The 21,320-nt window shown below is 73.2% G+C and carries 17 protein-coding genes; 9 read left to right on the forward strand and 8 right to left on the reverse strand.

What is annotated here, in order from left to right; translation table 11 throughout:
* The first annotated feature begins 460 nt into the window (after positions 1-460).
* Positions 461-1,267 carry an SGNH/GDSL hydrolase family protein gene (locus EV567_RS25520; protein ID WP_130444067.1) on the forward strand — a complete coding sequence of 269 codons (807 nt, stop codon included), beginning with the start codon at positions 461-463 and terminating at the stop codon, positions 1,265-1,267.
* Positions 1,268-1,288: 21 nt separating this feature from the next.
* On the opposite strand, the gene EV567_RS25525 is transcribed toward EV567_RS25520, so the two are convergent.
* The 4 genes from EV567_RS25525 to EV567_RS25540 all read right to left on the reverse strand — a co-directional run bounded on the left by EV567_RS25525 (position 1,289) and on the right by EV567_RS25540 (position 7,935).
* Positions 1,289-2,926 (reverse strand): serine/threonine-protein kinase, encoded by a 1,638-nt coding sequence (locus EV567_RS25525; protein WP_130444069.1) that lies wholly within the window; start codon positions 2,924-2,926, stop codon positions 1,289-1,291.
* Positions 2,927-2,977: 51 nt separating this feature from the next.
* On the reverse strand, positions 2,978-4,693 hold the full coding sequence (locus EV567_RS25530) for a nickel transporter (RefSeq protein ID WP_130444071.1): 1,716 nt from the start codon (positions 4,691-4,693) through the stop codon (positions 2,978-2,980).
* Positions 4,690-6,258: a tetratricopeptide repeat protein gene (locus tag EV567_RS25535; RefSeq protein ID WP_130444073.1), complete on the reverse strand. Its 1,569-nt coding sequence runs from the start codon at positions 6,256-6,258 to the stop codon at positions 4,690-4,692. Before EV567_RS25535 ends, EV567_RS25530 begins: the two co-directional genes overlap by 4 nt.
* A gap of 156 nt (positions 6,259-6,414) precedes the next feature.
* Positions 6,415-7,935, reverse strand: a complete 1,521-nt coding sequence (locus EV567_RS25540) for a DUF4331 domain-containing protein (protein WP_130444075.1) — start codon at positions 7,933-7,935, stop codon at positions 6,415-6,417.
* Between the two features lie 205 nt (positions 7,936-8,140).
* On the opposite strand from EV567_RS25540, the gene EV567_RS25545 reads away from it, so the two are divergent.
* The 3 genes from EV567_RS25545 (at position 8,141) to EV567_RS25555 (ending at position 9,903) form a co-directional block, all read left to right on the forward strand.
* Entirely contained in the window at positions 8,141-8,683 is a 543-nt protein-coding gene (locus EV567_RS25545; RefSeq protein ID WP_130444077.1) for a sigma-70 family RNA polymerase sigma factor, read from the forward strand.
* Positions 8,680-9,504 (forward strand): anti-sigma factor domain-containing protein, encoded by an 825-nt coding sequence (locus EV567_RS25550; protein WP_130444079.1) that lies wholly within the window; start codon positions 8,680-8,682, stop codon positions 9,502-9,504. The genes EV567_RS25545 and EV567_RS25550 overlap by 4 nt, the downstream gene beginning before the upstream one ends.
* Before the next feature lie 126 nt (positions 9,505-9,630).
* A complete protein-coding gene (locus EV567_RS25555) occupies positions 9,631-9,903 on the forward strand; it encodes a hypothetical protein (protein ID WP_130444081.1) in 273 nt (90 codons plus the stop codon).
* Between the two features lie 9 nt (positions 9,904-9,912).
* Here the strand turns inward: EV567_RS25555 and EV567_RS25560 are convergent, their stop codons facing one another.
* The 4 genes from EV567_RS25560 to hmgA form a co-directional block, all read right to left on the reverse strand.
* On the reverse strand, positions 9,913-11,109 hold the full coding sequence (locus tag EV567_RS25560; protein ID WP_130444083.1) for a CaiB/BaiF CoA-transferase family protein: 1,197 nt from the start codon (positions 11,107-11,109) through the stop codon (positions 9,913-9,915).
* A 70-nt stretch (positions 11,110-11,179) separates the two neighbouring features.
* Positions 11,180-12,319, reverse strand: a complete 1,140-nt coding sequence (locus EV567_RS25565; RefSeq protein WP_130444085.1) for a type ISP restriction/modification enzyme — start codon at positions 12,317-12,319, stop codon at positions 11,180-11,182.
* A 25-nt stretch (positions 12,320-12,344) separates the two neighbouring features.
* On the reverse strand, positions 12,345-13,094 hold the full coding sequence (locus tag EV567_RS25570; protein WP_130444087.1) for a GntR family transcriptional regulator: 750 nt from the start codon (positions 13,092-13,094) through the stop codon (positions 12,345-12,347).
* A 28-nt stretch (positions 13,095-13,122) separates the two neighbouring features.
* Entirely contained in the window at positions 13,123-14,475 is a 1,353-nt protein-coding gene (gene hmgA, locus EV567_RS25575; RefSeq protein WP_130444089.1) for a homogentisate 1,2-dioxygenase, read from the reverse strand.
* A 166-nt stretch (positions 14,476-14,641) separates the two neighbouring features.
* Between hmgA and EV567_RS25580 the strand changes: the two genes are divergently transcribed.
* From EV567_RS25580 to EV567_RS25600, 5 genes are all read left to right on the forward strand, one after another.
* Entirely contained in the window at positions 14,642-15,214 is a 573-nt protein-coding gene (locus tag EV567_RS25580) for a hypothetical protein (protein WP_242621000.1), read from the forward strand.
* Positions 15,215-15,278: 64 nt separating this feature from the next.
* Complete coding sequence (locus EV567_RS25585) at positions 15,279-15,929, forward strand: TetR/AcrR family transcriptional regulator (protein ID WP_130444091.1); 651 nt, start codon at positions 15,279-15,281, stop codon at positions 15,927-15,929.
* Between the two features lie 130 nt (positions 15,930-16,059).
* Positions 16,060-18,312, forward strand: coding sequence for a molybdopterin oxidoreductase family protein (locus EV567_RS25590; protein WP_130444093.1), 2,253 nt, complete (start codon positions 16,060-16,062; stop codon positions 18,310-18,312).
* A gap of 136 nt (positions 18,313-18,448) precedes the next feature.
* Positions 18,449-19,909: a CitMHS family transporter gene (locus EV567_RS25595; RefSeq protein WP_130444095.1), complete on the forward strand. Its 1,461-nt coding sequence runs from the start codon at positions 18,449-18,451 to the stop codon at positions 19,907-19,909.
* A gap of 30 nt (positions 19,910-19,939) precedes the next feature.
* Positions 19,940-21,181, forward strand: a complete 1,242-nt coding sequence (locus EV567_RS25600) for an MFS transporter (RefSeq protein WP_130444097.1) — start codon at positions 19,940-19,942, stop codon at positions 21,179-21,181.
* The last annotated feature ends 139 nt before the right edge of the window (positions 21,182-21,320 follow it).

The raw sequence follows: 21,320 nt of genomic DNA on the forward strand, positions 1-21,320 counted from the left end.
TTCCCACCCGCGGCCGCACGGCAGGACGGAAGACCTCTCCGCCGCCCCACGGCGCTCCGTGGCGGGGGACTTCCCCGCGCACGCCGGGTGAGCTGGCATTGCCGGCCGGCTCCGGAGAACGGCGAACCGACCTGCGCGGCACGGCCCGATGACAAGTGCGCTCACCGAGCACGGCACCCCCCTGCCGCGCCCCGCGCCGGACACACCACCGCGTTCCTTGAGCCCTCCCCATGGGGCGTGTGGCGAACGCGCCCCAGAGCCGCTTGCTGACGGTCCGATGCGGGTGAGATGTCTGACGGTATTGACGATTGCGCCTGTATGGCAAGACCTGGGAGGAGACTCACCTTTTTGTTCCTTTGGCCGCCCCCGGGGCCGCCGACTGGATTGGCATGGACACTTCCCGTCAACACGCGCAGTTGGTACGACGGTTGTGGCAGAGATCCTGCTAAAGGGAGGTTCCATGAGACGTTCCCGACTTGTCGTATTCGCGAGCTCACTCCTCCTCGCCGCCGTCACCGCCCTCACCGGGGCCACCGCGGCGCACGCGTCCCGACTCGCCCCGAACGGCGGCTATGTGGCGCTCGGCGACTCCTACTCCTCCGGCGTCGGCGCCGGGTCCTACGTCAGCTCCAGCGGCTCCTGCAAGCGCAGCAGCAAGGCGTTCCCGTACCTGTGGAACGCCGCCCACTCACCCTCGTCGTTCGCCTTCACCGCCTGCTCGGGCGCTCGAACGGGTGATGTTCTCGCCGGGCAGCTCGGTCCGCTCAACGCCTCGACCGGGCTGGTCTCCGTCACCGTCGGCGGCAACGACGCCGGATTCGCCGACGTCATGACGACGTGTGTGACCAGCTCCGACAGCACCTGCGTCGCCCGGATCGACACCGCGCGGGCGTACGTCGACGCAACGCTCCCCGGCAAACTCGACAGCGTCTACTCGGCCATCCGCTCCAAGGCCCCCAACGCACGCGTCGTCGTGCTCGGTTACCCCCGCTTCTACAGGCTCGGCACCGCCTGCCTCGGCCTGTCGGAGACCAAGCGCGCCGCCATCAACAAGGCCGCCGACCACCTGGACGCCGCGATCGCCCGGCGCGCCGCCGCCCACGGCTTCGTCTTCGGCGACGTCCGCACGTCGTTCGCCGGCCATGAGATCTGCTCCGGCGGCTCCTGGCTGCACAGCGTCAACTGGCTCAACATCGGCGAGTCCTACCACCCGACCGCGTCCGGTCAGTCGGGCGGCTACCTGCCGGCTCTCGGCGGCGCCGCCTGACCCGCTCGGCGCCGCCCGGTGCTACTCGGTGGACGAGGGCGAGGGGGAGGTCCCGGACGGCGGGGCCTCCGTCTCGCAGGTCACCGAGAACGGCACGTAGTCGGAGGTGACGGCGACCGGGTCGCGCACCTCCACGCCGATCGCGTTCTGCCGCGTCCCGCTCCGCACGGACGTCGACACGACCACCTTGTCCTGCTTCGACTTCCCGCCCCCCGACGGGAAGTCGAGCGTCTTCCAGGTCTGACCGGACAGTTCGCCCTCCTTCGACACCCAGCGGTACGACACCGTCGCCGGCAGCCGCCCGACCTTGAACGTGGCCGTGAAGGCCGGGGCGGAGTCGTCCGGCGGCGGGCAGGAGCCGGTGTACTCCGTGTGCGCGCCGGTCACGTTCACCGTGACGGACTGCGCCGGCTCCGCGCTCGGGGAGCTCTCGCTCTCCGTCTCGCTCGCGCTCGGACTGGGGCTCGGCGAGGGCTTCGCGCCGCTCCCCGTCGCGCTCTTCTCGGGCGTCGGGGAAACCCCCTGCGACTGACTGACCGTGACGTCCCCGCCGGTGCCGTCGCCGTCGCCGTCCTTGTTCAGCAGCGCGTACGTCAGACCGCCGACCCCCAGCGCCAGCGCCGCGACCCCCGCGACGAGCACGAAGGCGGCACGCCGGCCGCGTTCCGGGTCGGTCTGCGAGGTCGTGTCGGAACCCGTCCACGGCGGGGTCGGCCGCGACGGCGGGAAACGGTCCGCGGGCGACGGCGACTGCGACTGCGCGAAGGACTCCGTGCGCCCCGATGCGAGCGGCCCGGCGGCCGTCGTCGGGCGGGCGCCCGGCCGGGGCGCGCCGCCCGCGGCGACGACCCGCAGCTCCCGCTCGGCGTCGGCGGCCGGCAGCCGCTCTCCCGGGTCCTTGCGCAACAGCCCCTCGATCACCGGGGCGAGCGGGCCCGCCCGGTGCGGCGGCGGCAGCTCCTCGTCGACGATCGCGCGCAGCGTGCTCAGCGGGGTGTTCTGACGGAACGGGGAGTTCCCCTCCACCGCCGCGTACATCAGCACGCCCAGCGACCACAGGTCCGACTCGGGCCCCGGCGTACGCCCCAGCGCGCGCTCCGGCGCGAGGAACTCGGGGGAGCCGATGACCTCGCCCGTCATCGTGATCGCCGAGGTGCCCTCGACCGAGGCGATGCCGAAGTCGGTGAGCACCACCCGGCCGTCGTTCGACATCAGCACGTTGGCCGGCTTCACGTCCCGGTGCAGCACTCCCGCCTCGTGCGCCGCCCGCAGCGCGGCCAGCACCTCGGCCCCGATGTGCGCGACCCGCGCGGGCTCCAACGGCCCTTCGGCGTCCAGCAGTTCGGCCAGCGAGATGCCTCGCACCAGCTCCATGACGATCCACGGCCGGCCGTCCTGCGTGGCCACGTCGTACACCGTCACCACGTTCCGGTTCGCGACCCGGGCCGCGGCCCAGGCCTCGCGCTCCAGCCGGGCGTACATCCGCTCCACGTCGGAGCCGGCGAGCCCGGCGGGCGCGCGCACCTCCTTGACCGCGACCTCGCGGTGCAGCACCTCGTCCCGCGCCCGCCACACCGTGCCCATGCCGCCCTCGCCGAGCGGCGACAGCAACCGGTACCGGCCCGCGATCAGCCGTTCACCGCCCGGCTCTTCGGACACCGCGCCCCCTTCGCATCACGGCCGAAACCTCCGCCACCTCCACAAACTAGCTCAGGCGACGACGGATGCGGCCCCCTTGAGCACGAGTCCGATCCCGAGGGCGACGACGACCAGCGCGGACCACAGCGGCATGTTGCGGCGGACCAGCGCCGCGACGGGGTGCGTCATCCAGCGCGGGCTGCGGTCCAGCAACCGGGCCGCGCCCGAGCCCATCCTGACGACGGCGAACCCGGCGGCGGTGAGGGTCAGCGCGAGGCCGACGCCGTAGGCGACGACGAGCAGCAGCCCGAACCAGGCGTGCCCGAGCGCCGCGGCGCCGACCAGCACGACGACGGCGGACGGGCTGGGCACGAGCCCCCCGGCGAAGCCGAGGAGGATCGTGCCGCGCAGGGTGGGCGCGATGTCGTGGGAGTGCGTGAAACCGCCGTGGGTGTGGGTGTGCGTCCGGTGGCTGTGACCATGACTGTGGTCGTGGTCATGAGTGTGGTCGTGGTCGTGAGTGTGGTCATGACCGTGGTCGTGCTCGTGGTGGCTGTGCCCGGCGGTCGTCCCCTCGGTGGAGGTCCCGTCGGTGGTGGAGCCGACCAGGGCGAGCTGCCGCGCGGGCGCCTCGGCGGGCTCGTGCGAGTGACTGTGCCCGTGCGCGTGGTCGTGCCCGTGGGAATGCCCGTGCCCGTGGTCGTGCGTGTGCCCGTGGCCGCCGTGGGAGTGGGAGTGCCCGCCGCCGTGGCGGCGGTTGTGCCAGGCACGGCGTACGAGGGTGCCGCCCGCGAACAACACGAGCGCGCCGCTCGCCAGGCCGAGCCAGGCGATCACCGACGGCGCGGCGGCCGACCCGGCCGTCACCAGGACGCCGAGGGCGACCACGCCCAGGGTGTGGGTGACCGTCACCGAAGCGGCCAGGGGCAGGACGTCCTTCATCCGGGCCTTGCCACCCCGGGCGGCCGCGGTCGCGGCCATGATGGTCTTGCCGTGGCCCGGGGCCACCGCGTGCATCGCGCCGAGGACGATCGCGAGGAGCAGGGCGAGCGCGGCGAAGCCGACGGTCAGGTCCTGTCGGGCCACCAGGTCGTCCAGGGCCCGGGTCCAGCGGTCGGCGCCGCGCGGCAGGACGGACGCGGCGGGCGCGTCACGGTCCTCGGCGGCGGCGAGGGCGGCGCCGCCGGGCCGCACCCGCAGGGACGCGGTCGCGGTGTCGGCGGGCGAGGAGAGCAACTCCTGCGGGTACTCGGTGAGTTCCTTCGAGTTCGACTCGGCCGGCACATCGGAGCCGGTGAGCGTCATACGGTCGCCGCGCGCGGTGATCTCGCGCCAGCCGGGGCCGGTGGAGCCGCCCGCGCCGTGGAAGGCGAGGGAGACCGTCGCGTCCTCGGGCAGCGGGGCCGTCAGCCGGCACTGCACGCGGAGGGTGTCCAGCCCGGCCTGACCCGGCCGTGCGACCGCCTTGGCGGCGCCGGCCGTGAGGGGGACCGCACGGCCGTCGACGGTGAGTCCGCTGTCCTTGGCGGCGGTCGCGCAGCGCTGCCTGGCCCACTCGGTCATGCCGAGCCGCTCGACGTCCGGCTTCGCCTGGGTCGCGGGGATCTCGGCGAGGTCCTCGACGTGGTCGACGCGGAGCTCGCCCGGGGCGACGACGAGACCGTCGTAGCGGTTGACGGTGAAGTTGCCCAGGGGGTGGGCGCTCGCGCTGCCGGAAGGGAGCAGCGCGAGCGCGCAGCCGGCCGTCAGGACGGCTGCGCAGGAGGCGAACGGACGACGGGTTTTCACTTGTCCGCCTCCAGCGTCTTCAGTGCCGCACGCGCCTCGCGGGCGCCCTCGGCGGAGAATCCCGGGTTGAGCTTCAGCGCCGCCGAGAGGTGGGCGCGGGCGTCCGCGGCGTGGCCCGTGGCGCGCTCGATCATGCCCCGGTGGTACAGGAAGGCCGCGTTGCGGTAGCCGGTGGCCGTGGCCTGCCGGGCGTAGGGCAGGGCCTCGGCGTCCTTGCCGTTGACGTGCAGCGCCCAGGCGAGGGCGTCCGCGGTGTGCACCGTGCGGCGGCGGTCCCACTCCGCCCGGGCCGCGCGCAGCGCCGCCGCCTTGTCGCCGTGGTCGGCGGCGGCGAGCGCGGTGTCCAGGTCGGCGTTGACGCCGTTGGCGCGGGCGAGGGCGGTCCAGGCGTCGACGAGGGTGAACTGGTCCTCGGCCTTCGCCGCGTCGCCCCGGGTCTCGTACAGCTCGCCCAGTTCGACGAGCGGGCCGGGCAGCGGGAAGCGGGCGACGACCTGCTCCAGGCCCTTGACCGCCTCGGCCGGCCGGCCGCTCGCCGCCTGGGCGCGGGCCCGGCCCTCCAGCGCCGGGAGGTAGTTCTCGTCGGCTGCGAGGGCGCGGGCGTAGTAGGCGAGGGCGCCGTCGTAGTCGCCCTGGTTCCATACGAGTTGGCCGAGCTGGGCGGAGACGTAGGCGATGTCGCCGGGCGAGCTCGCCGCCTTCAGCGCGCGCTCCAGGACCCGGCGCGCGGTGGCGACGTCGCCGCGCAGCTCGTGGACGTAGGCGTAGCGGGTGAACACCGGTATGCCCGGGCGCCGTCCGTCGGCGGTCACGGCGGCCTTCCCGGCCTCCTCGTACCGGCCGAGCTCGACGAGCGCGTCGACACGGGAGCACAGGGCGCGTTCGTTGTAGGGGTTGTGCTCCAGCGCCTGGTCGGCGTACTTCAGCGCGCCGGGGAAGTCATGGCGGGCGGCGGCGAGGGCGGCCCGGCCGGCGAGGGCCTGGTCGTTGTCGGACCGCAGCTCCAGGGAGCGGTCGAGGGCCTTCTCGGCCTGCGGGTAGCGGGAGGGGTCGCCCTTGGTGCGGGCCTGCTCGACGTAGGCCAGCCCGAGGGTGGCCCAGCTGCCGAAGTCCTTCGGCTGGGCGCGCAGGTGAGCCTGAAGCGCGGTGATGCCGGCGTCGATGTCCCCGCCGGCGAGCAGTCCCGGCGAGACGGCGGCGGCCGCGACGACCGGCACGCTGTCGCGGTCCCGCGCGGCCCCGAAGGCGATCGCGCCGGCGGTCATCGCGACGGCCAGCATCGCGGCGCACGCCCCCAGCTGCACCGACCGCCACCGCCGCCCGGCGGCGGCCACCCGGCGAACGGCGGCGACCCGCACGTCGACGTCCCCGTCGGCCTCGGCGGCGACGCCGTCCTCAGCCACCGGGGGAGCCGCCGCCCGCGCCGCCTCGGCGGCAGGCTCAGGAGTCGTCCCCTCCGGGGCGGGCGTCCCCTGCGAAGTCGTGGAGGCGGCCTCGGAGTCGTGGTCCTGGCCGGTACGCGCTAGCTCGCGCTCCGGTTCGCCGTCGTTGGTACGCGGGGACATGCCCTCTCCTAGGTCGCCTGGGGTGGAACAGCCTGCTGGTGGCGCGGCCCGCGCCGTGGGGGATGAGTACGCGGGCCGCACCAGTCGGTGGGGGGTGGGGCCGGGGAGCGCAGGTTTCTCCCCGGCCCGGTCAGAAGGGACCTGGCCCGTCAGGGCTCAGTAGGCGCGACGGCCCCGCGGCCGGCGCCACCACATCAGGCCGCCGCCGATGAGCAGGACACCGATCGCTCCGGCGCCCGCGGAGAGGGCGATCATGCCGGTGTCGCTGTCCGAGGTGCCCGTGAGGGCGTCGCCGAGCTGGTTGCGGACGTCGTTGCCGGTGCCCTTGGCGACCGCGCCGCGCGAACCCTCGGTCGGCAGCGCGACGTAGGGGAAGGCCTTCTCGAACGACTTGTCGTTCTTGTCGACCGCGTCACCGAGGTCGTTCTTCGCGCCCAGCAGCTCGCCCTCGACGACCTGCAGCGCCGCGTCGATCACGTCGTCGGTGAGCCGGCGCCCGTTCGGGAAGCCCGCGTTGTCACCGTCGAGCACGCCCAGCCGCTTGGGGCTGGCGGTCGGCTTGATCGAGGTGTTGAGCCGCAGCTGCTCCGAAGGCGTCACGTACGGAGGCTGGTTGAGGCCCTTGACGCCCTTGAGGAACACGTCGACGAGGTCGTTGCGCGGCTCGGCCGGCGCCTTGATCTTGTAGATCGCCTCGATGAGCTTGGGCAGCTCGGGGTTGGTGACGTTCTTCAGGAACTGGCCGTCGTCCTTCGGCACGGACGCGTTGAACTTGTCCTTGTCCTTGATGGGGTTGACGACCTCGTTCACCAGCGGCATGCCCAGGCGGGACACCTGGGAGTAGTAGCCCTCGGCGTTCTCGCGCTGCGTGGTCGACCAGATGCCCACGATCGGCTGGTGCTTGGCCTCGGTGATCAGGTCGTTCGGGACCTGGAGGGCGATGGAGTTGACGTTGTAGCCCTTGAGCGTGTCGTTGCCGACCTCGGAGAGGTTCCCGCCGTACAGCAGGTCGAAGACGCGCAGGTCCAGGAAGAACGGGTCGTCGGCCTGGCCGGCGAACGTCTTCGCGCCGTTGTGGAGCTTGTACACCGCCTGCTCGCGCAGCTTGGCGTAGTTCGGCATCGACGCCTTGCCGACGTTCGACGGCGCGACCGGCACGTCGTCCGCGAGCTTGGTCTTGTGCTGGACCTTGCCCTTCTTGAGCTTGATCAGCTCGAGGTCGTACGACTGGGTGACGTTCAGGTCCGGGTCGTTGAGGCTCTCGACCGTGCCCGTGTTGTACAGGAACGTCTTCTTGTTCTTCACATGCGTCTTGAAGGTGTACCGGAACACCAGGTCCTCACGCGCATCGCCGTCGCTGTCGATGCGGAGGTCGTACTGGGCGTCCTCGGCGAACGGGAAGAAGTTCGGGCCGCCGGCGGGCTCCTCGAACGGGACCCAGTTCGCGACGATCGTCGTCGTGTCCGGGTGGTCCGGGCTGACGAACGCGTACACGTCGGTGTTGTCGTACTGCGGGGTGCTGGAGATGAGCGGCGCCTCCCGGTGGCTGGAGGCGGCGGCCTCCCCCGGCGCGAGCGCGGCCACGCCGGCGGCCGTGAGCCCTCCGGCGGCGAGAGCACCGCATATGAGGGTCGCGACGCCCCTGCGTCCGGAGCCGCTCCTGGAGTTACCTGTCATGCCGTCCGTCCTCTGTCCCAACTTGCCTGACGGAGAGCTATACGGAGCGGAGGGCCCGATCGGATTGGTCGAAGCCGAAAAACTTTTTCTTTCCTGCTCACCCGCGTTTTCGGGCTCCGCGTACGTACCTCCTCCGGAGGTGTGTGCGTTGCGAATGCCTGGTATGACGGGACGGTCCGGGTGTGGCCGCGGGGAGGGGGACCGGATGGAGGCGGACGAGCTGCTGCTGCTCGTCGCGCGAGGCGACCAGAACGCATTCGAACAGCTCTACACCCTGGTGTCCGGACCGGTGTTCGGTCTGGTGCGGCGAGTGGTGCGGGACCCGGCGCAGTCGGAGGAGGTGAGTCAGGAAGTGCTGCTGGAACTCTGGCGGTCCGCCGCGCGGTTCGATCCCGGGCGGGGCAGCGCCCTGTCGTGGATCCTCACCCTGGCCCACCGGCGCGCCGTCGACCGGGTGCGCAGCGCCCGCGCGGCCGGCGAACGCGAGCAGCGCGAGGCCCAGCGGGCTCACCATCCCGCCTTCGACCAGGTCACCGAGGAGGTGGAGGCGGGCCTGGAGCGCGAGTGGGTGCGCCGCTGCCTGAACCGGCTGACGGCCCTTCAGCGCCAGTCCGTCACCCTCGCCTACTACGACGGCTACACCTACCGCGAGGTCGCCGAACGGCTCTCGCTGCCGCTCGGCACCGTCAAGACCCGTATGCGCGACGGACTCACGCGGCTGCGCGACTGCCTGGGAGGGGCCGCATGAGTTTCCTCGGACTCTTCCGCCGGGACGACCCGCACTCGCTGGCCGCCCCCTACGCCCTGGACGCGCTGGAACCCGACGAGCGCCGCCGGTTCGAGAAGCATCTGAAGACCTGTGACCGCTGCACCGCCGAGGTGCGCGAACTGGCCGAGGACGCCGTCCGGCTGGCCTGGTCGGCCGCCGCTCCGCCGCCGCTCGCGATGCGCGACCGGGTGCTGGCCGCCGTACGGACGACCCCGCAGGATCCCGCACCGGCCGCCGTGCGCGAGCAGCGCCTGCCCGGGCAGTTGCCACCGCACGTCTGGGGCACGCAGCCGCTGCCTCCGCGCACCCGTGCGCCCCGCGCGCGCCGGCCGGTGTTCGCGCCGTTCGCCGCGGTGACCGCGGTCGCCGCCGTCGCGGCCGCCACGTTCTTCGCCTTCGAGGCGAACCGCGCCCAGGACCAGCTGACCGCCGAACGGACCCAGGCGCGTGACATCGCCCACGTTCTCGCAGCCCCGGACGCCCGGACGAACAGCGGCAAGGACTCCCGGGGCGGCGCCATCGCGGTGGTCGCCTCCGCGTCGACCGGCGAGGCGATCGTCACGCTGAGCGGATACGGAAGCCTTCCCACCGGACAGGTGCACCAGCTGTGGGTCATGCGCCCCCATGCGCAACCGCGCTCCCTCGGCCTCTTCAAGGGTGACACGCCCCTCGTCGCCACCGGCCTCGACCCGTCCTCGGCGTCACTCGCTGTGACCGTCGAGCCGGACGGTGGATCGCCCCAGCCCACCACGCAGCCGGTTGTCCAACTCACCCTGAAATCGGTCGGATTCGGAGAGTGACAGAAAAGGCATCGTCAACCCCCTTACGGGGAAGGTGAATCATGGGACCGCGATACACGTGTGCCCCGCCGGGACGATAGGGTTACCCTGCCCGGGCCGGGTGGACTCGTACGGGTGGGGAGTGACATGGAACAGATAACGATGCGCAGCAGGGCGAGGGTCCCTGCCGTCACCTGCGGGAGCAGCGCGACCAGTTCGCGGCTCGACCGCCATCTCTCGGTGCTGGGAGGTCCCGCGATACCGCAGCGTGAGACGGCCGAGGCGACCTCGCTCATGCGCGAACTGACGGCCCGTGAGCCGGCCCGGCGCAGCCCCCGGGGCGCCCGGGTGAGCCGCGTCCTGCTCTTCGCGCCGCTGCGCCGCCTGCGCCGTTCGCTGTTCGGCGGCAACAAGCACTGAGGCCCGCGCTCAGGCGGCCACACCCTCCCGGCGCAACGCTGCGATCTCCTCGTCCGTCATCCCCACGGCACGCAGCACCGCCGAGGTGTGCTCCCCGAGCGCGGGCACGGCCCCCATCCGCGCCTCCGCCCCACCCGGCAGTGTGATCGGAGGAAGCAGCGCCCGCAGCGGTCCGGCCGGAGAGTCCACCTCCCGCCACCGCTCGCGGGCCGCCAGCTGCGGATGCTCCGCCAGCTCACGCACGTCCCGCAGACGCGCGCAGGCGATGCCCGCGCCCTCCAGCCGGGCCAGCGCCTCGTCGGTGTCCAGCACGCCCAGCGCCCCCGCCACCAGCGCGTCCGTGCGCTCCCGGCGGGCGACCCGCTCCGCGTTCGTCGCGTACCGCGGATCCGAACCCAACTCCGGCCGTCCGATGACCTGTTCGGCCAGCCGCCGCCACTCGCGGTCGTTCTGCACCGACAGCAGCACCCGTCCGCCGTCCGCCGTCGGATACGCGTCGTAGGGAGCGATCACGGCGTGCGCCAGACCCGTGCGGGCCGGGACGTCGCCGCCGTGCATCGAGTGATGCAGGGGATGGCCCATCCACTCCGCCAGCGCCTCCAGCATCGACACCTCCACCGGACCGCCCCGCCCGGTGACACCCCGCCGCACCAGCGCCGCCAGCACCCCCGAGAACGCGTACATGCCCGCGGCGATGTCGGCCGCCGGGATCCCCGCCTTCACCGGCCGCTCCGGCGTCCCCGTCACCGACACCAGCCCCGCCTCGCACTGCACGAGCATGTCGTACGCCCGCTTGTCCGCGTACGGGCCGCTCGCCCCGTAACCGGAGATGTCCACGGCGACCAGCCGCGGATGCCGCGCGCACAGGGCGGCCGCGTCCAGGCCGAGCCGGGCCGCCGCCCCCTGCGCGAGGTTCTGCACGAACACGTCCGCGCCGGCCACCAGCCGCCGTACGACGTCCAGCCCGCGCGGGTCCTTCAGGTCCAGCGCGACCGACTCCTTGCCCCGGTTGCACCACACGAAGTGCGAGGCGAGACCGCGGGCGGCGGTGTCGTAGCCACGCGCGAAGTCACCGCCGTCGACCCGCTCCACCTTGATCACCCGGGCGCCGAGGTCGGCCAGCTGCCGGGTGGCGAACGGGGCGGCGACGGCCTGCTCGACGGCGACGACGGTGATGCCCTCCAGGGGCGCGGGGAGCTGGTCCATGGGGTGGATCATGACGGCAGCCCCGCGGGTTTGTCATGCACGCCGGCCCGTCGGGCGCCGCCGGGTCGGCTCAGAGCAGCGCCAGCTGTCCTTCCGGGCCCTCTTCCCCGTGGCCCAGGACCGACGCCGGACGCCGGGCCCGCTCCGGGACCGGGAGGACGCCCGCCGCGCGCAGGTCCGCCGCCGTGACCGTCTCCGCCGGCGCCGGCTCCTCCCGCAGCGGCGCGAGCTCCGCCAGCAGGGCCAGCACGGTGATCAGCTCCAGCAGCTCCGACGTCCACGTCTGTGGCCAGACGGCCGGGCGGATCGCGGCGAGCGTGCCCGGCTCGGCCGGCTCCGTCCGCCGCGCGAACCACTGCTGAAGGACCCGGGTGTCGCCCGCTGCGAAGTCCCACGCCTCCGGCGGAACCGGCGCGATCCGGCCCTCGTCCAGATGGAGCGTCTCCTCCTCGCGGTCGTAGCGCAGGGTGAGCGGGAAGGCGGGCAGCGGCGCGCGGACGTAGGGGCGGCGCCCGCCGGGGAGTTTGGGGCGCTCACCGTCGCGGCGCAGCAGCCACAGCATCCGGTGACCCCGTTCGACGCCCCGCGACCACAGTTCGGGATCCCGGGGGAGCGGCACGGTGAGGTCGGCCCGCACGGCGGCCAGCGTCCAGGCCAGGAAGTCCAGCGGGCCGGCGCGGTGGCCGAGGTGCGCCAGCAGGCCCGGGGCCAGATTGGGCTCCCCGCCGCCCGGGCGGCGGTACAGGGGACGGACCCGGCCCGCGCGCAGCGCCGGGAACAGCGACGTCGCCAGCAGGAACGGGGGGCCCGGGGCCTCCACCACGAACACCTGGTGCTCGTCCGCCACCCGCCACAGTTCAGGGCGGGCCGTGTCGATCAGCCGGTGGTCCGGGATCAGCCACTGCTCGTCGAACGGGGCGGCGAGGATGCGCACCGGTTCCGGGCACGGGCCCGGGGCGTGGCGCAGCCGGCCCGTGGCGCCGCCGTGTCCGGGCAACTGCCCGACCGCCGTGTGCGGGGTGCGGGCGCGCGTCGGCTGGAACAGGGCCTCGCGGTCCGGGCCCTCGGCCTTCGTCAGCGCGGCCCAACGGGCCTTCAGGGACGCCGGGTCGGGCGCCGCCGGCCACGCCCGGCCGAGCCGCGGCGGTGCGACGGACCACGGCATGAGGTCCGCCAGTCGCGGAGCGTCGTCGTGCGTCACGCCGGGCATCGTACGACGGCCCGCCGGCGGCGGATCAGGTGGCGTCCAGGGTCACCGTGAAGGAGAAGCGGTCGCCGCGGTAGTGGATGACGGCCACGTCCAGGGGCCGGCCGTCGGGGTCGCGGGTGACGCCCGTGTAGTGCAGGATCGGGCTCAGCAGCGGCACTTGGAGCAGCCGGGCCGTCTCCGGGTCGGCGAGCCGGGCCTGAACCGTGTCCGTGATGCTGCCGATGTCCGCTCCCACCACGTCCCGCAGCACCTTCGTCATCGGCCAGCGCACCAGGTCGGCCGGGTCGATCCGGGCGGCGAGCTCCGGACGGACGTAGTTGCGCGCGTGGTTGGTGGGCTCGCCCGTCTTCTCGTCGCTGCGCAGCCGGTGGTACGTCGCCACCTCCGGCAACTCCGGGAAGTGCTCGGCGAGTTCAGCCGGAGGCGGCGTCGTCCCGTGGTCCAGCAGCCGCGTCGCCATGCCGGACTGCTGGGCCACGATCGCGTCGACCGAGCCCAGCAGCCGCACCGGCGCGCCGCGTCGCACGCCGGGCTCGATGAAGGTGCCGCGCCGGCGGTGCCGGGTGATCAGCCCCTCGTCCTCCAGCTCCTTCAGCGCCTGCCGCATGGTCAGCACACTCACCCCGTAGTGCCCCGCCAGCTGCTCCTCGGTGGGCAGCCGCAGCGGCTCCCGGGGCGAGCGGCCCAGTATCGAGGCGCGCAGCGACTGCGACACCTGGTACCACAGCGGCAGTTTCCGGTTCAGGACGATCGAGTCCGGGGCGAAGGAGGTCACGGGGCTATCCGTACCGGTCGGGCGACGGTCAGTGCAACGGGCGGAAGTGCCGTTCCAGGCCCGACCACACGTCGTCGTAGCGCTGCTGGAGATGGTCCGCGCCGGCCGCGCCCGGGGTGAGGGCGATGGGCCAGCGCGTCTCGAACATGAACGCCAGCCCGTCGTCCACCTTCTGCGGCCCCAGCTCGGCGGTGCTCGCCCGGTCGAACGTCTCCCGGTCCGGGCCGTGCGCCGACATCGTGTTGTGCAGCGAGCCGCCGCCCGGCACGAAGCCCCCCTTCCCGGCGGTCTTCGCGTCGTAGGCGCCCTCGATCAGGCCCATGTACTCGCTCATCACGTTCCGGTGGAAGTACGGCGGCCGGAAGGTGTCCTCGCCCACCAGCCAGCGCGGCGCGAAGACCACGAAGTCCACGCCGGCCAGCCCCGGGGTGTCGGACGGCGATGTCAGCACCGTGAAGATCGACGGGTCCGGATGGTCGTAGGAGATCGTGCCGATGACGTTGAAGCGGCGCAGGTCGTAGACGTAGGGGACGTGGTTGCCGTGCCAGGCGACGACGTCGAGCGGGGAGTGGCCGTAGGTCGCGCTCCACAGGTGGCCGCAGTACTTGTTGACCACCTCCACCTCGCCCTCCACGTCCTCGTAGGCGGCGACCGGCGCGCGGAAGTCGCGGGGGTTGGCCAGGCCGTTGGCGCCGATCGGGCCGAGGTCGGGGAGCCGGAAGGGCGCGCCGTAGTTCTCGCAGACGTAGCCCCGGGCGGTCGGCCTGCTTCCGTCGTCGGCGGCGGTGTCCAGGAGTTCGACGCGGAAGCGCACGCCGCGCGGGATCAGCGCCATCTCGCCGGGCTCGGCGCTCAGCAGCCCGAACTCCGTGCGCAGCAGCAGCCCGCCCTGTTCGGGGACGATCAGCAACTCGCCGTCGGCGCTGCTGAAGACGCGGTCCATCGAGGTGTCGGCGTGGTACAGGTGCACGGCCATGCCGGTGCGCTGGGCGGCGTCGCCGTTGCCGCCGAGCGTCCACAGTCCGGCCAGGAAGTCGGTGCCCGGCGCGGGCTCCGGCAGCGGGTCCCAGCGCAGCCGGTTGGGGTCGGGGACGGTCTCGCTGAACGGGCCGGTGCGCAGGTCGCCGGCGTCCACGCGGGTGAACGCCGGGTGCGCGGCGGACGGGCGGATCCGGTACAGCCACGAGCGGCGGTTGTGGGCGCGGGGCTCGGTGAACGCCGTGCCGCTGAGCTGCTCCGCGTACAGGCCGAGCGGGGCGCGCTGCGGCGAGTTGCGGCCCTCGGGCAGGGCCCCCGGGACGGCCTCCGACGCGTGCTCGTTGCCGAAGCCCGAGAGGTACGTCAGCCCCTCGGCCGTCTTGCGTGCGTCCCCGCTGCTCATGCGTGTGCTCCCTCGCGCCGCCGAATCCTGTGCATCACCGTAGGATTGCGGTTTCCCGGGCGCAAGAGGCCGGCCCGGGTCGTCCCCCCTCAGGACGATCACGGGCCCGCGGAACCCGACTCCAGGGGGATCCACGCCCCCGCGCCCTTGTTCTACGCTCCCCGCCATGTCGTGGAAGCGCGCAACAACCGCCGTGCTCGCGGTCTGTGTCCTGCTGACCGGGCTCGCGGGCTGCGGCACCAGCGGAGCGGCGGAACAGGGGGCCGGAGGCGACCGCAGCGAGGGCGCCACGCCCGCGCCGGCGCCCGCCGGCGAGGCCCTGGGGGACACCGGCTCCGATGGACGTCACTACCGCGAGGTGGACGAGGAGGCGGCGCCGGCGGTCAGGGTCGAGGTCGAGCCCGACGCCGACGGCAGCTGGGACGTCCGCCTGGAGGTGAGCCGCTTCCGCTTCTCGCCCGCCGGGGCCGGGAGGCGGGCCGTGCCCGGCCGAGGCACCGCCCGCCTCCTCGTGGACGACCGTCCGGTCGCCGAGCTGCGCTCAGCCGGCTACCGCATCCCGGCCGGCCTGCTCCCGCACGGCACCCACCACGTCACCGCCCGCCTGTGCGCCGACGACGGCACGGTGTGGGCGGTCGACGGCGAACCGGTCGAGAGCACGGCGGACATCACCGCCTCACCGCCGCAGCCCGCCCCACAGGTCCCCGCGGTCTCGCCCGCCACCGCGACGCCGCGTTGAGTGCATCGGGCACCTTTCTTCGTATCCGGGGGCGAGGTTCACCGTTCCGCGGCGGAAAGGCATCATGAAGCCCGTGCCCCATGCGACATCGCTACGCCGTGCGCCCGTGCAGCGGCGCAGTGCCGAACGCCTGACCAGAATCCTCGACGCCTGCGCCGACCTCCTCGACGAGGTCGGCTACGACGCCCTGAGCACCCGCGCCGTCGCCCAGCGCGCCGGCGTCCCCATCGGCTCCGTCTACCGCTTCTTCGGGAACAAGCGGCAGATGGCCGACGCCCTCGCCCTGCGCAATCTGGAGCGCTACGCCGTACGCGTCACCGAGCGCCTCAAGGACGCCCGGCGAGGCGGCGACCCCCGCGCGGGCGCGGCCGGGAGCAGGGGGGACTGGCGGGCTGCCATGGACGCCGTGCTCGACGAGTACCTGGCCATGAAGCGCACCGCGCCCGGCTTCTCCCTCGTCGACTTCGGCAACCAGATTCCCGTCGGCTCCCGCGCCGAACCCAACCACCGCGTCGCCGACCGCCTCACCGACCTGCTCTCCGACTACCTCGGCCGTGAGCCCGACGACGATCTTCGGCGCATCTTCCTGATCGCCGTGGAGACCGCGGACACCCTCGTCCACCTGGCCTTCCGCATGGCCCCTGAAGGGGACGAGAAGATCATCGAGGAGGCCCGCGAGCTGCTGCGGGCCTATCTGGCGCGGGCGCTGGACTGACGGGCGGGCCCGCCCGCCGCGTGGACGTGACGCGCGGACGGTGGCGAGCGGCCGGCACCAGGGCCTCCCCACCGTCCATACCGGTCGGTATGCTCACGCGGAAACGGCACCGCTGCCCCCGGGAGGACCTGTGTCCCGCACCGCCCTGCGAATCTGTCCACTGTGCGAGGCCACCTGCGGGCTGACGCTCACCCTCGACGGACCCCGGGTCACCGGCGCCCGAGGGGACCGCGACGACGTGTTCAGCAAGGGATTCATCTGCCCCAAGGGCGCCGCCTTCGCGGCCGTCGACGGCGACCCCGACCGGCTGCGCACCCCGCTCGTCCGCCGCGACGGCGAACTGCGCGAGGCCACCTGGCAGGAGGCCTTCGACGCCGTCGCCGCCGGCATCCGCCCGGTGGTCGACGCCCACGGACCGAACGCCGTCGGCGTCGTCCTCGGCAACCCCAACGTGCACACCGTCGCCGGCGCGCTCTACCCGCCGGTCCTCCTCGCCGGGCTCGGCACCCGCAGCGTGTTCACCGCCTCCACGGTCGACCAGATGCCCAAGCACGTCTCCAGCGGGCTGCTCTTCGGCGACGCGAACGCCATCCCCGTGCCGGACCTCGACCACACCGACCACCTGCTGCTCATCGGCGCCAACCCCCTCGAATCCAACGGCAGTCTGTGCACCGCGCCCGACTTCCCCGGCAAACTCAAGGCCCTCAAGGCCCGCGGCGGCACCCTCACCGTGATCGACCCGCGCCGCACCCGCACCGCGCGCCTCGCCGACCGGCACATCGCCGTCCGGCCCGGCACCGACGCCCTGCTGCTCGCCGCCATGGCCCACACCCTCTTCGCGGAAGACCTCACCCAGCCCGGCGAGTTGACCCCGCACCTCCAGGGCCTCGACGAACTTCGCGACGCCCTCGCCGACTTCACCCCCGAAGCCGTCGCCGACGCCTGCGACGTGGACGCCGGCGCCATCCGCGCCCTCGCCCGCGAACTCGCCGCCGCGCCCACCGCCGCCGTGTACGCCCGCATCGGCAGCTGCACCGTGCCCCACGGCACCCTCGCCAGCTGGCTCGTCGACGTTCTCAACATCCTCACCGGCAACCTCGACCGGCCCGGCGGCGCCCTCTTCCCGCAGGCCGCCACCGACAAGACCCCCCGGCCCGCCGGACCCGGCCGCGGTTTCGCCCTCGGCCGCTGGCACTCCCGCGTCAGCCGGCACCCCGAGGCCAAGGGCGAACTGCCGCTCTCCGCACTCGCCGAGGAGATGGACACCGCCACCGAGGACGGCACCCCGATCCGGGCGCTGATCGCCGTGGCCGCCAACCCGGTGCTGTCCGCACCCGACGGCGACCGCCTCGACAAGGCGCTCGGCTCCCTCGACTTCATGGTCAGCGTCGACCCCTACCTCAACGAGACCTCGCGCCACGCCCACGTCGTCCTGCCGCCGCCCCCGCCCTCCCAGAGCCCGCACCACGACTTCGCCTTCAACACCCTCGCCGTCCGCAACCAGGTCCGCTACAGCCGCCCTGCCGTCCCGCTGGAGACCGGCCGCATGGCCGAGAGCGAGATCCTCGCCCGCCTCGTCCTCGCCGCGACCGGCATGCACGGCGCCGAGCCGTCCGCCGTCGACGACCTGGTCATCGGCCAGACCCTCGGCAAGGCGGTCACCGAAGCGCACTCACCCGTGCACGGCCGCGACCCGCACGACCTCGCGGCACAGCTCACCGGCGAGAGCGGCCCCGAACGCCGGCTCGACATGATGCTGCGCCTCGGCCCCTACGGCGACGGCTTCGGCGCCCGCCCCGACGGGCTGAGCCTGGCCAGGCTGCTGGACCACCCCCACGGCATCGACCTCGGACCGCTCCGGCCCCGCCTGCCCCAGCCGCTGAAGACCGCCGGCGGACGGATCGAACTGCTGCCCGCGCCCATCGCCGGCGACCTGCCCCGGCTGCGCGCCGCGGCGGCGGAGCGCCCCACCGGACTCCTCCTCGTCGGACGCCGCCACCTGCGGTCCAACAACAGCTGGATGCACAACGTCCCCGCCCTCACCGGCGGCACCAATCGCTGCACCCTGCACCTGCACCCTGAGGACGCCGAACGCCTGGGCGTCCGCGACGGCGACCCGGTGCGCGTCAAGGGCGCCGGGGGAGAGGTGACCGCCCCGGCCGAGGTCACCGACGCCGTGCGCACCGGCGTCGTCAGCCTCCCGCACGGCTGGGGGCACGACCGCCCCGGCACCCGGCTGAGCCACGCCTCCACCGACCCCGGCGTCAACGTCAACCAGCTCCTCGACGGCAGCCTCCTGGACCCCCTGTCGGGCAACGCGGTCCTCAACGGCGTCCCCGTCGAGGTCGCCCCGGTGACCGAAAAAGTCATGCCGCTGACCTGAGCAAAGCTGTGACCAGGACTTCTGCGCTTATTGCTCGCACATCAACGTCTTGTTAACACCGGTTGAACGGTCCTAACGTCGACGCACCGCCGACCCCCAGGTGGGATGTTCAAGGGCGAACGTTAGGTATCCACTCATGCTGACCATCCTCGGCTTCGCCATGATCGCGACCTTCCTGGTCCTGATCATGATGAAGAAGATGTCGCCGATCGCGGCGCTCGTTCTGATCCCGGCGCTCTTCTGCGTCTTCGTCGGGAAGGGCGCCAAGCTCGGTGACTACGTCATCGACGGCGTCACCAGCCTCGCCCCCACCGCGGCGATGCTCATGTTCGCGATCGTCTACTTCGGTGTGATGATCGACGTCGGCCTCTTCGACCCGATCGTGCGGGCCATCCTGAAGTTCTGCAAGGCGGACCCGCTCCGCGTCGTCGTCGGCACGGCGCTGCTCGCCGCGATCGTCTCCCTGGACGGCGACGGCTCCACCACCTTCATGATCACCGTCTCGGCGATGTACCCGCTGTACAAGCGCCTGAAGATGAGCCTGGTCGTGATGACCGGTGTCGCCGCGATGGCCAACGGTGTGATGAACACGCTGCCCTGGGGCGGACCGACGGCCCGCGCCGCCACCGCCCTCAAGCTCGACGCCAGCGACATCTTCGTGCCGATGATCCCGGCGCTCGCCGTGGGCCTGCTGTTCGTCGTCGCGCTCTCGTACGTCCTCGGCCGCCGCGAGCGCAAGCGGCTCGGCGTGCTGACCCTGGACGACGTCCTGGTCGAGGACAAGCCCGGCTTCGTCAAGGACCAGGCCGCGGCCAAGGCCGAGGAGAAGGAGACCGAGGCGGTCCTCGTCGGCGCCGGCGCGGGCGGCTCCGCCGACGCCAAGGCCCCCGCCCGCAGCGGCGGTTCGGGCTCCGGCACGGACGCCGACGCGGACGACGACCGGCCGCAGGAGACCTTCGCGGCCCTCGACCCCGCACGCCCCACCCTGCGCCCCAAGCTGTACTGGTTCAACGCGCTGCTCACCGTCGTGCTGCTCACCGCCATGATCATGGAGTGGCTGCCGATCCCGGTGCTGTTCCTGCTCGGCGCGGCGCTCGCGCTCACCGTCAACTTCCCCCACATCCCCGACCAGAAGGCCCGGCTCGCCGCCCACGCCGACAACGTCCTCAACGTCTCCGGCATGGTCTTCGCCGCCGCCGTCTTCACCGGCGTCCTCCAGGGCACCGGCATGGTCGACCACATGGCCAAGTGGATGGTGGGCGTCATCCCCGACGCGATGGGCCCGCACATGGCCCTGGTCACCGGTGTGCTGAGCCTGCCGCTCACCTACTTCATGTCCAACGACGGCTTCTACTTCGGCGTCCTGCCGGTTCTCGCCGAGGCGGGCGCGGCGCACGGCGTCACCCCGCTGGAGATGGCCCGCGCCTCCCTCGTCGGCCAGCCGCTGCACATGTCCAGCCCGCTCGTCCCGGCCGTCTACGTCCTGGTCGGCATGGCCAAGGTCGAGTTCGGCGACCACACCCGCTTCGTGGTCAAGTGGGCGGCCCTCACCTGCCTGGTGATCCTGGGCGCCGGAATGCTGTTCGGCATCATCTGATCCACGTCGGCTCTCTTCGGAGGAAGAACCATGGGGCCCGGTGGGAACCGCGGCTGGCTGCTCCGCCTCGTCATCGCCTTCGGCTTCGCGCAGGGGGCGGTGTCGATGGCCCGGCCCGCCGTCTCCTACCGGGCCCTCGCGCTGGGCGCGGACGAGCGTGCGGTCGGCCTCATCGCCGGCGTCTACGCGCTGCTTCCGCTGTTCTTCGCGGTCCCGCTGGGGCGCCGCACCGACCACGGCCGGTGCGCGCCCCTGCTGCCGGTCGGCGTGGTCCTCATCTCCGGCGGCTGCGCGCTGAGCGGCGTCGCCGGCTCACTGGCGACGATGGCTCTGTGGAGCGGGGTGATGGGCCTCGGGCACCTGTGCTTCGTCATCGGCTCGCAGTCGCTGGTCGCCCGCCAGTCCGCCCCGCACGAACAGGACCGCAACTTCGGCCACTTCACCATCGGGGCGTCCCTCGGCCAGCTGGTCGGACCGATCGCGGCGGGCGCCCTGATCGGCGGCCACGACATGGCCCGCACCAGCGCGCTCGCCCTGCTGATCGCGGGCGCGGGAGCCGCCGTCGCGTTCACCTCGCTGTGGCGCATCGAGCGGCGCGACACCGCGGCCACCTCCCGCGCCGAGCGCGGGGACCGGGTGCCGGTGGGCCGGATCCTGCGCGCCCGGGGGGTGCCCGGGGGCATCCTCGTCAGCCTGTCGGTGCTGTCGGCGACGGACATCCTCACCGCCTACCTGCCGGTGGTCGGCGAGCAGCGCGGTATCACGCCGACCGTCGTCGGCCTGCTGCTCAGTCTGCGCGCCGCGGCGAGCATCGCCTGCCGGCTGGTGCTCACCCCGCTGCTGCGGCTGCTCGGGCGGCGTGCGCTGCTCATGGTGACCTGTCTGCTGGCGGCGCTGCTGTGCGCGGGGGTCGCGCTGCCGACGCCGGTGTGGGTGCTGGCCGTGATGCTCGCGGTGCTGGGGTTCTGTCTCGGGGTGGGGCAGCCGTTGTCGATGACGACGGTGGTGCAGGCCGCGCCGGAGGGGGCGCGCTCCACGGCGCTGGCGCTGCGGTTGACCGGGAACCGCCTGGGTCAGGTGGCCGCGCCGGCCGGCGCCGGACTGATCGCGGGCGCCGCGGGGGTCGCCGCGCCGTTCGTGATGCTCGGCGGGTTGCTGCTGCTGTCCTCGGGGGTCGCCCTGCGGTCGGCCGCGGCCGAGGCTCCGGCAGGGGACGGGGAGGCGGCCGGAGCGGCCCGCGCGGCGGAGGACGGACGCGCCGCGCGGCGTTGAGGGAAGCCGTTCCCGATTGGGCCGGGCGAGGGAAATGTGACGGTGTGTCGGGCGAAGTCGGGGGGCGGCGGGACCCAGGTGTGAAAGAGAGTCAGATGAAAGCGCGATTTGTATGAAAATCGTCTGACTCGGAGGAACG

This window comes from Streptomyces sp. BK239 (genome assembly GCF_004217285.1).
Taxonomy (GTDB): Bacteria; Actinomycetota; Actinomycetes; order Streptomycetales; family Streptomycetaceae; genus Streptomyces.

What these genes read in the sequence shown, in the direction of transcription:
- EV567_RS25520 (WP_130444067.1), top strand. Translation starts at nt 461, where the DNA reads ATGAGACGTTCCCGACTTGTCGTATTCGCGAGCTCACTCCTCCTCGCC.
- EV567_RS25535 (WP_130444073.1), bottom strand. Translation starts at nt 6,258, where the DNA reads ATGTCCCCGCGTACCAACGACGGCGAACCGGAGCGCGAGCTAGCGCGT.
- EV567_RS25540 (WP_130444075.1), bottom strand. Translation starts at nt 7,935, where the DNA reads ATGACAGGTAACTCCAGGAGCGGCTCCGGACGCAGGGGCGTCGCGACC.
- EV567_RS25545 (WP_130444077.1), top strand. Translation starts at nt 8,141, where the DNA reads ATGGAGGCGGACGAGCTGCTGCTGCTCGTCGCGCGAGGCGACCAGAAC.
- EV567_RS25550 (WP_130444079.1), top strand. Translation starts at nt 8,680, where the DNA reads ATGAGTTTCCTCGGACTCTTCCGCCGGGACGACCCGCACTCGCTGGCC.
- EV567_RS25555 (WP_130444081.1), top strand. Translation starts at nt 9,631, where the DNA reads ATGGAACAGATAACGATGCGCAGCAGGGCGAGGGTCCCTGCCGTCACC.
- EV567_RS25560 (WP_130444083.1), bottom strand. Translation starts at nt 11,109, where the DNA reads ATGGACCAGCTCCCCGCGCCCCTGGAGGGCATCACCGTCGTCGCCGTC.
- EV567_RS25565 (WP_130444085.1), bottom strand. Translation starts at nt 12,319, where the DNA reads ATGCCCGGCGTGACGCACGACGACGCTCCGCGACTGGCGGACCTCATG.
- hmgA (WP_130444089.1), bottom strand. Translation starts at nt 14,475, where the DNA reads ATGAGCAGCGGGGACGCACGCAAGACGGCCGAGGGGCTGACGTACCTC.
- EV567_RS25580 (WP_242621000.1), top strand. Translation starts at nt 14,642, where the DNA reads ATGTCGTGGAAGCGCGCAACAACCGCCGTGCTCGCGGTCTGTGTCCTG.
- EV567_RS25585 (WP_130444091.1), top strand. Translation starts at nt 15,279, where the DNA reads ATGAAGCCCGTGCCCCATGCGACATCGCTACGCCGTGCGCCCGTGCAG.
- EV567_RS25595 (WP_130444095.1), top strand. Translation starts at nt 18,449, where the DNA reads ATGCTGACCATCCTCGGCTTCGCCATGATCGCGACCTTCCTGGTCCTG.
- EV567_RS25600 (WP_130444097.1), top strand. Translation starts at nt 19,940, where the DNA reads ATGGGGCCCGGTGGGAACCGCGGCTGGCTGCTCCGCCTCGTCATCGCC.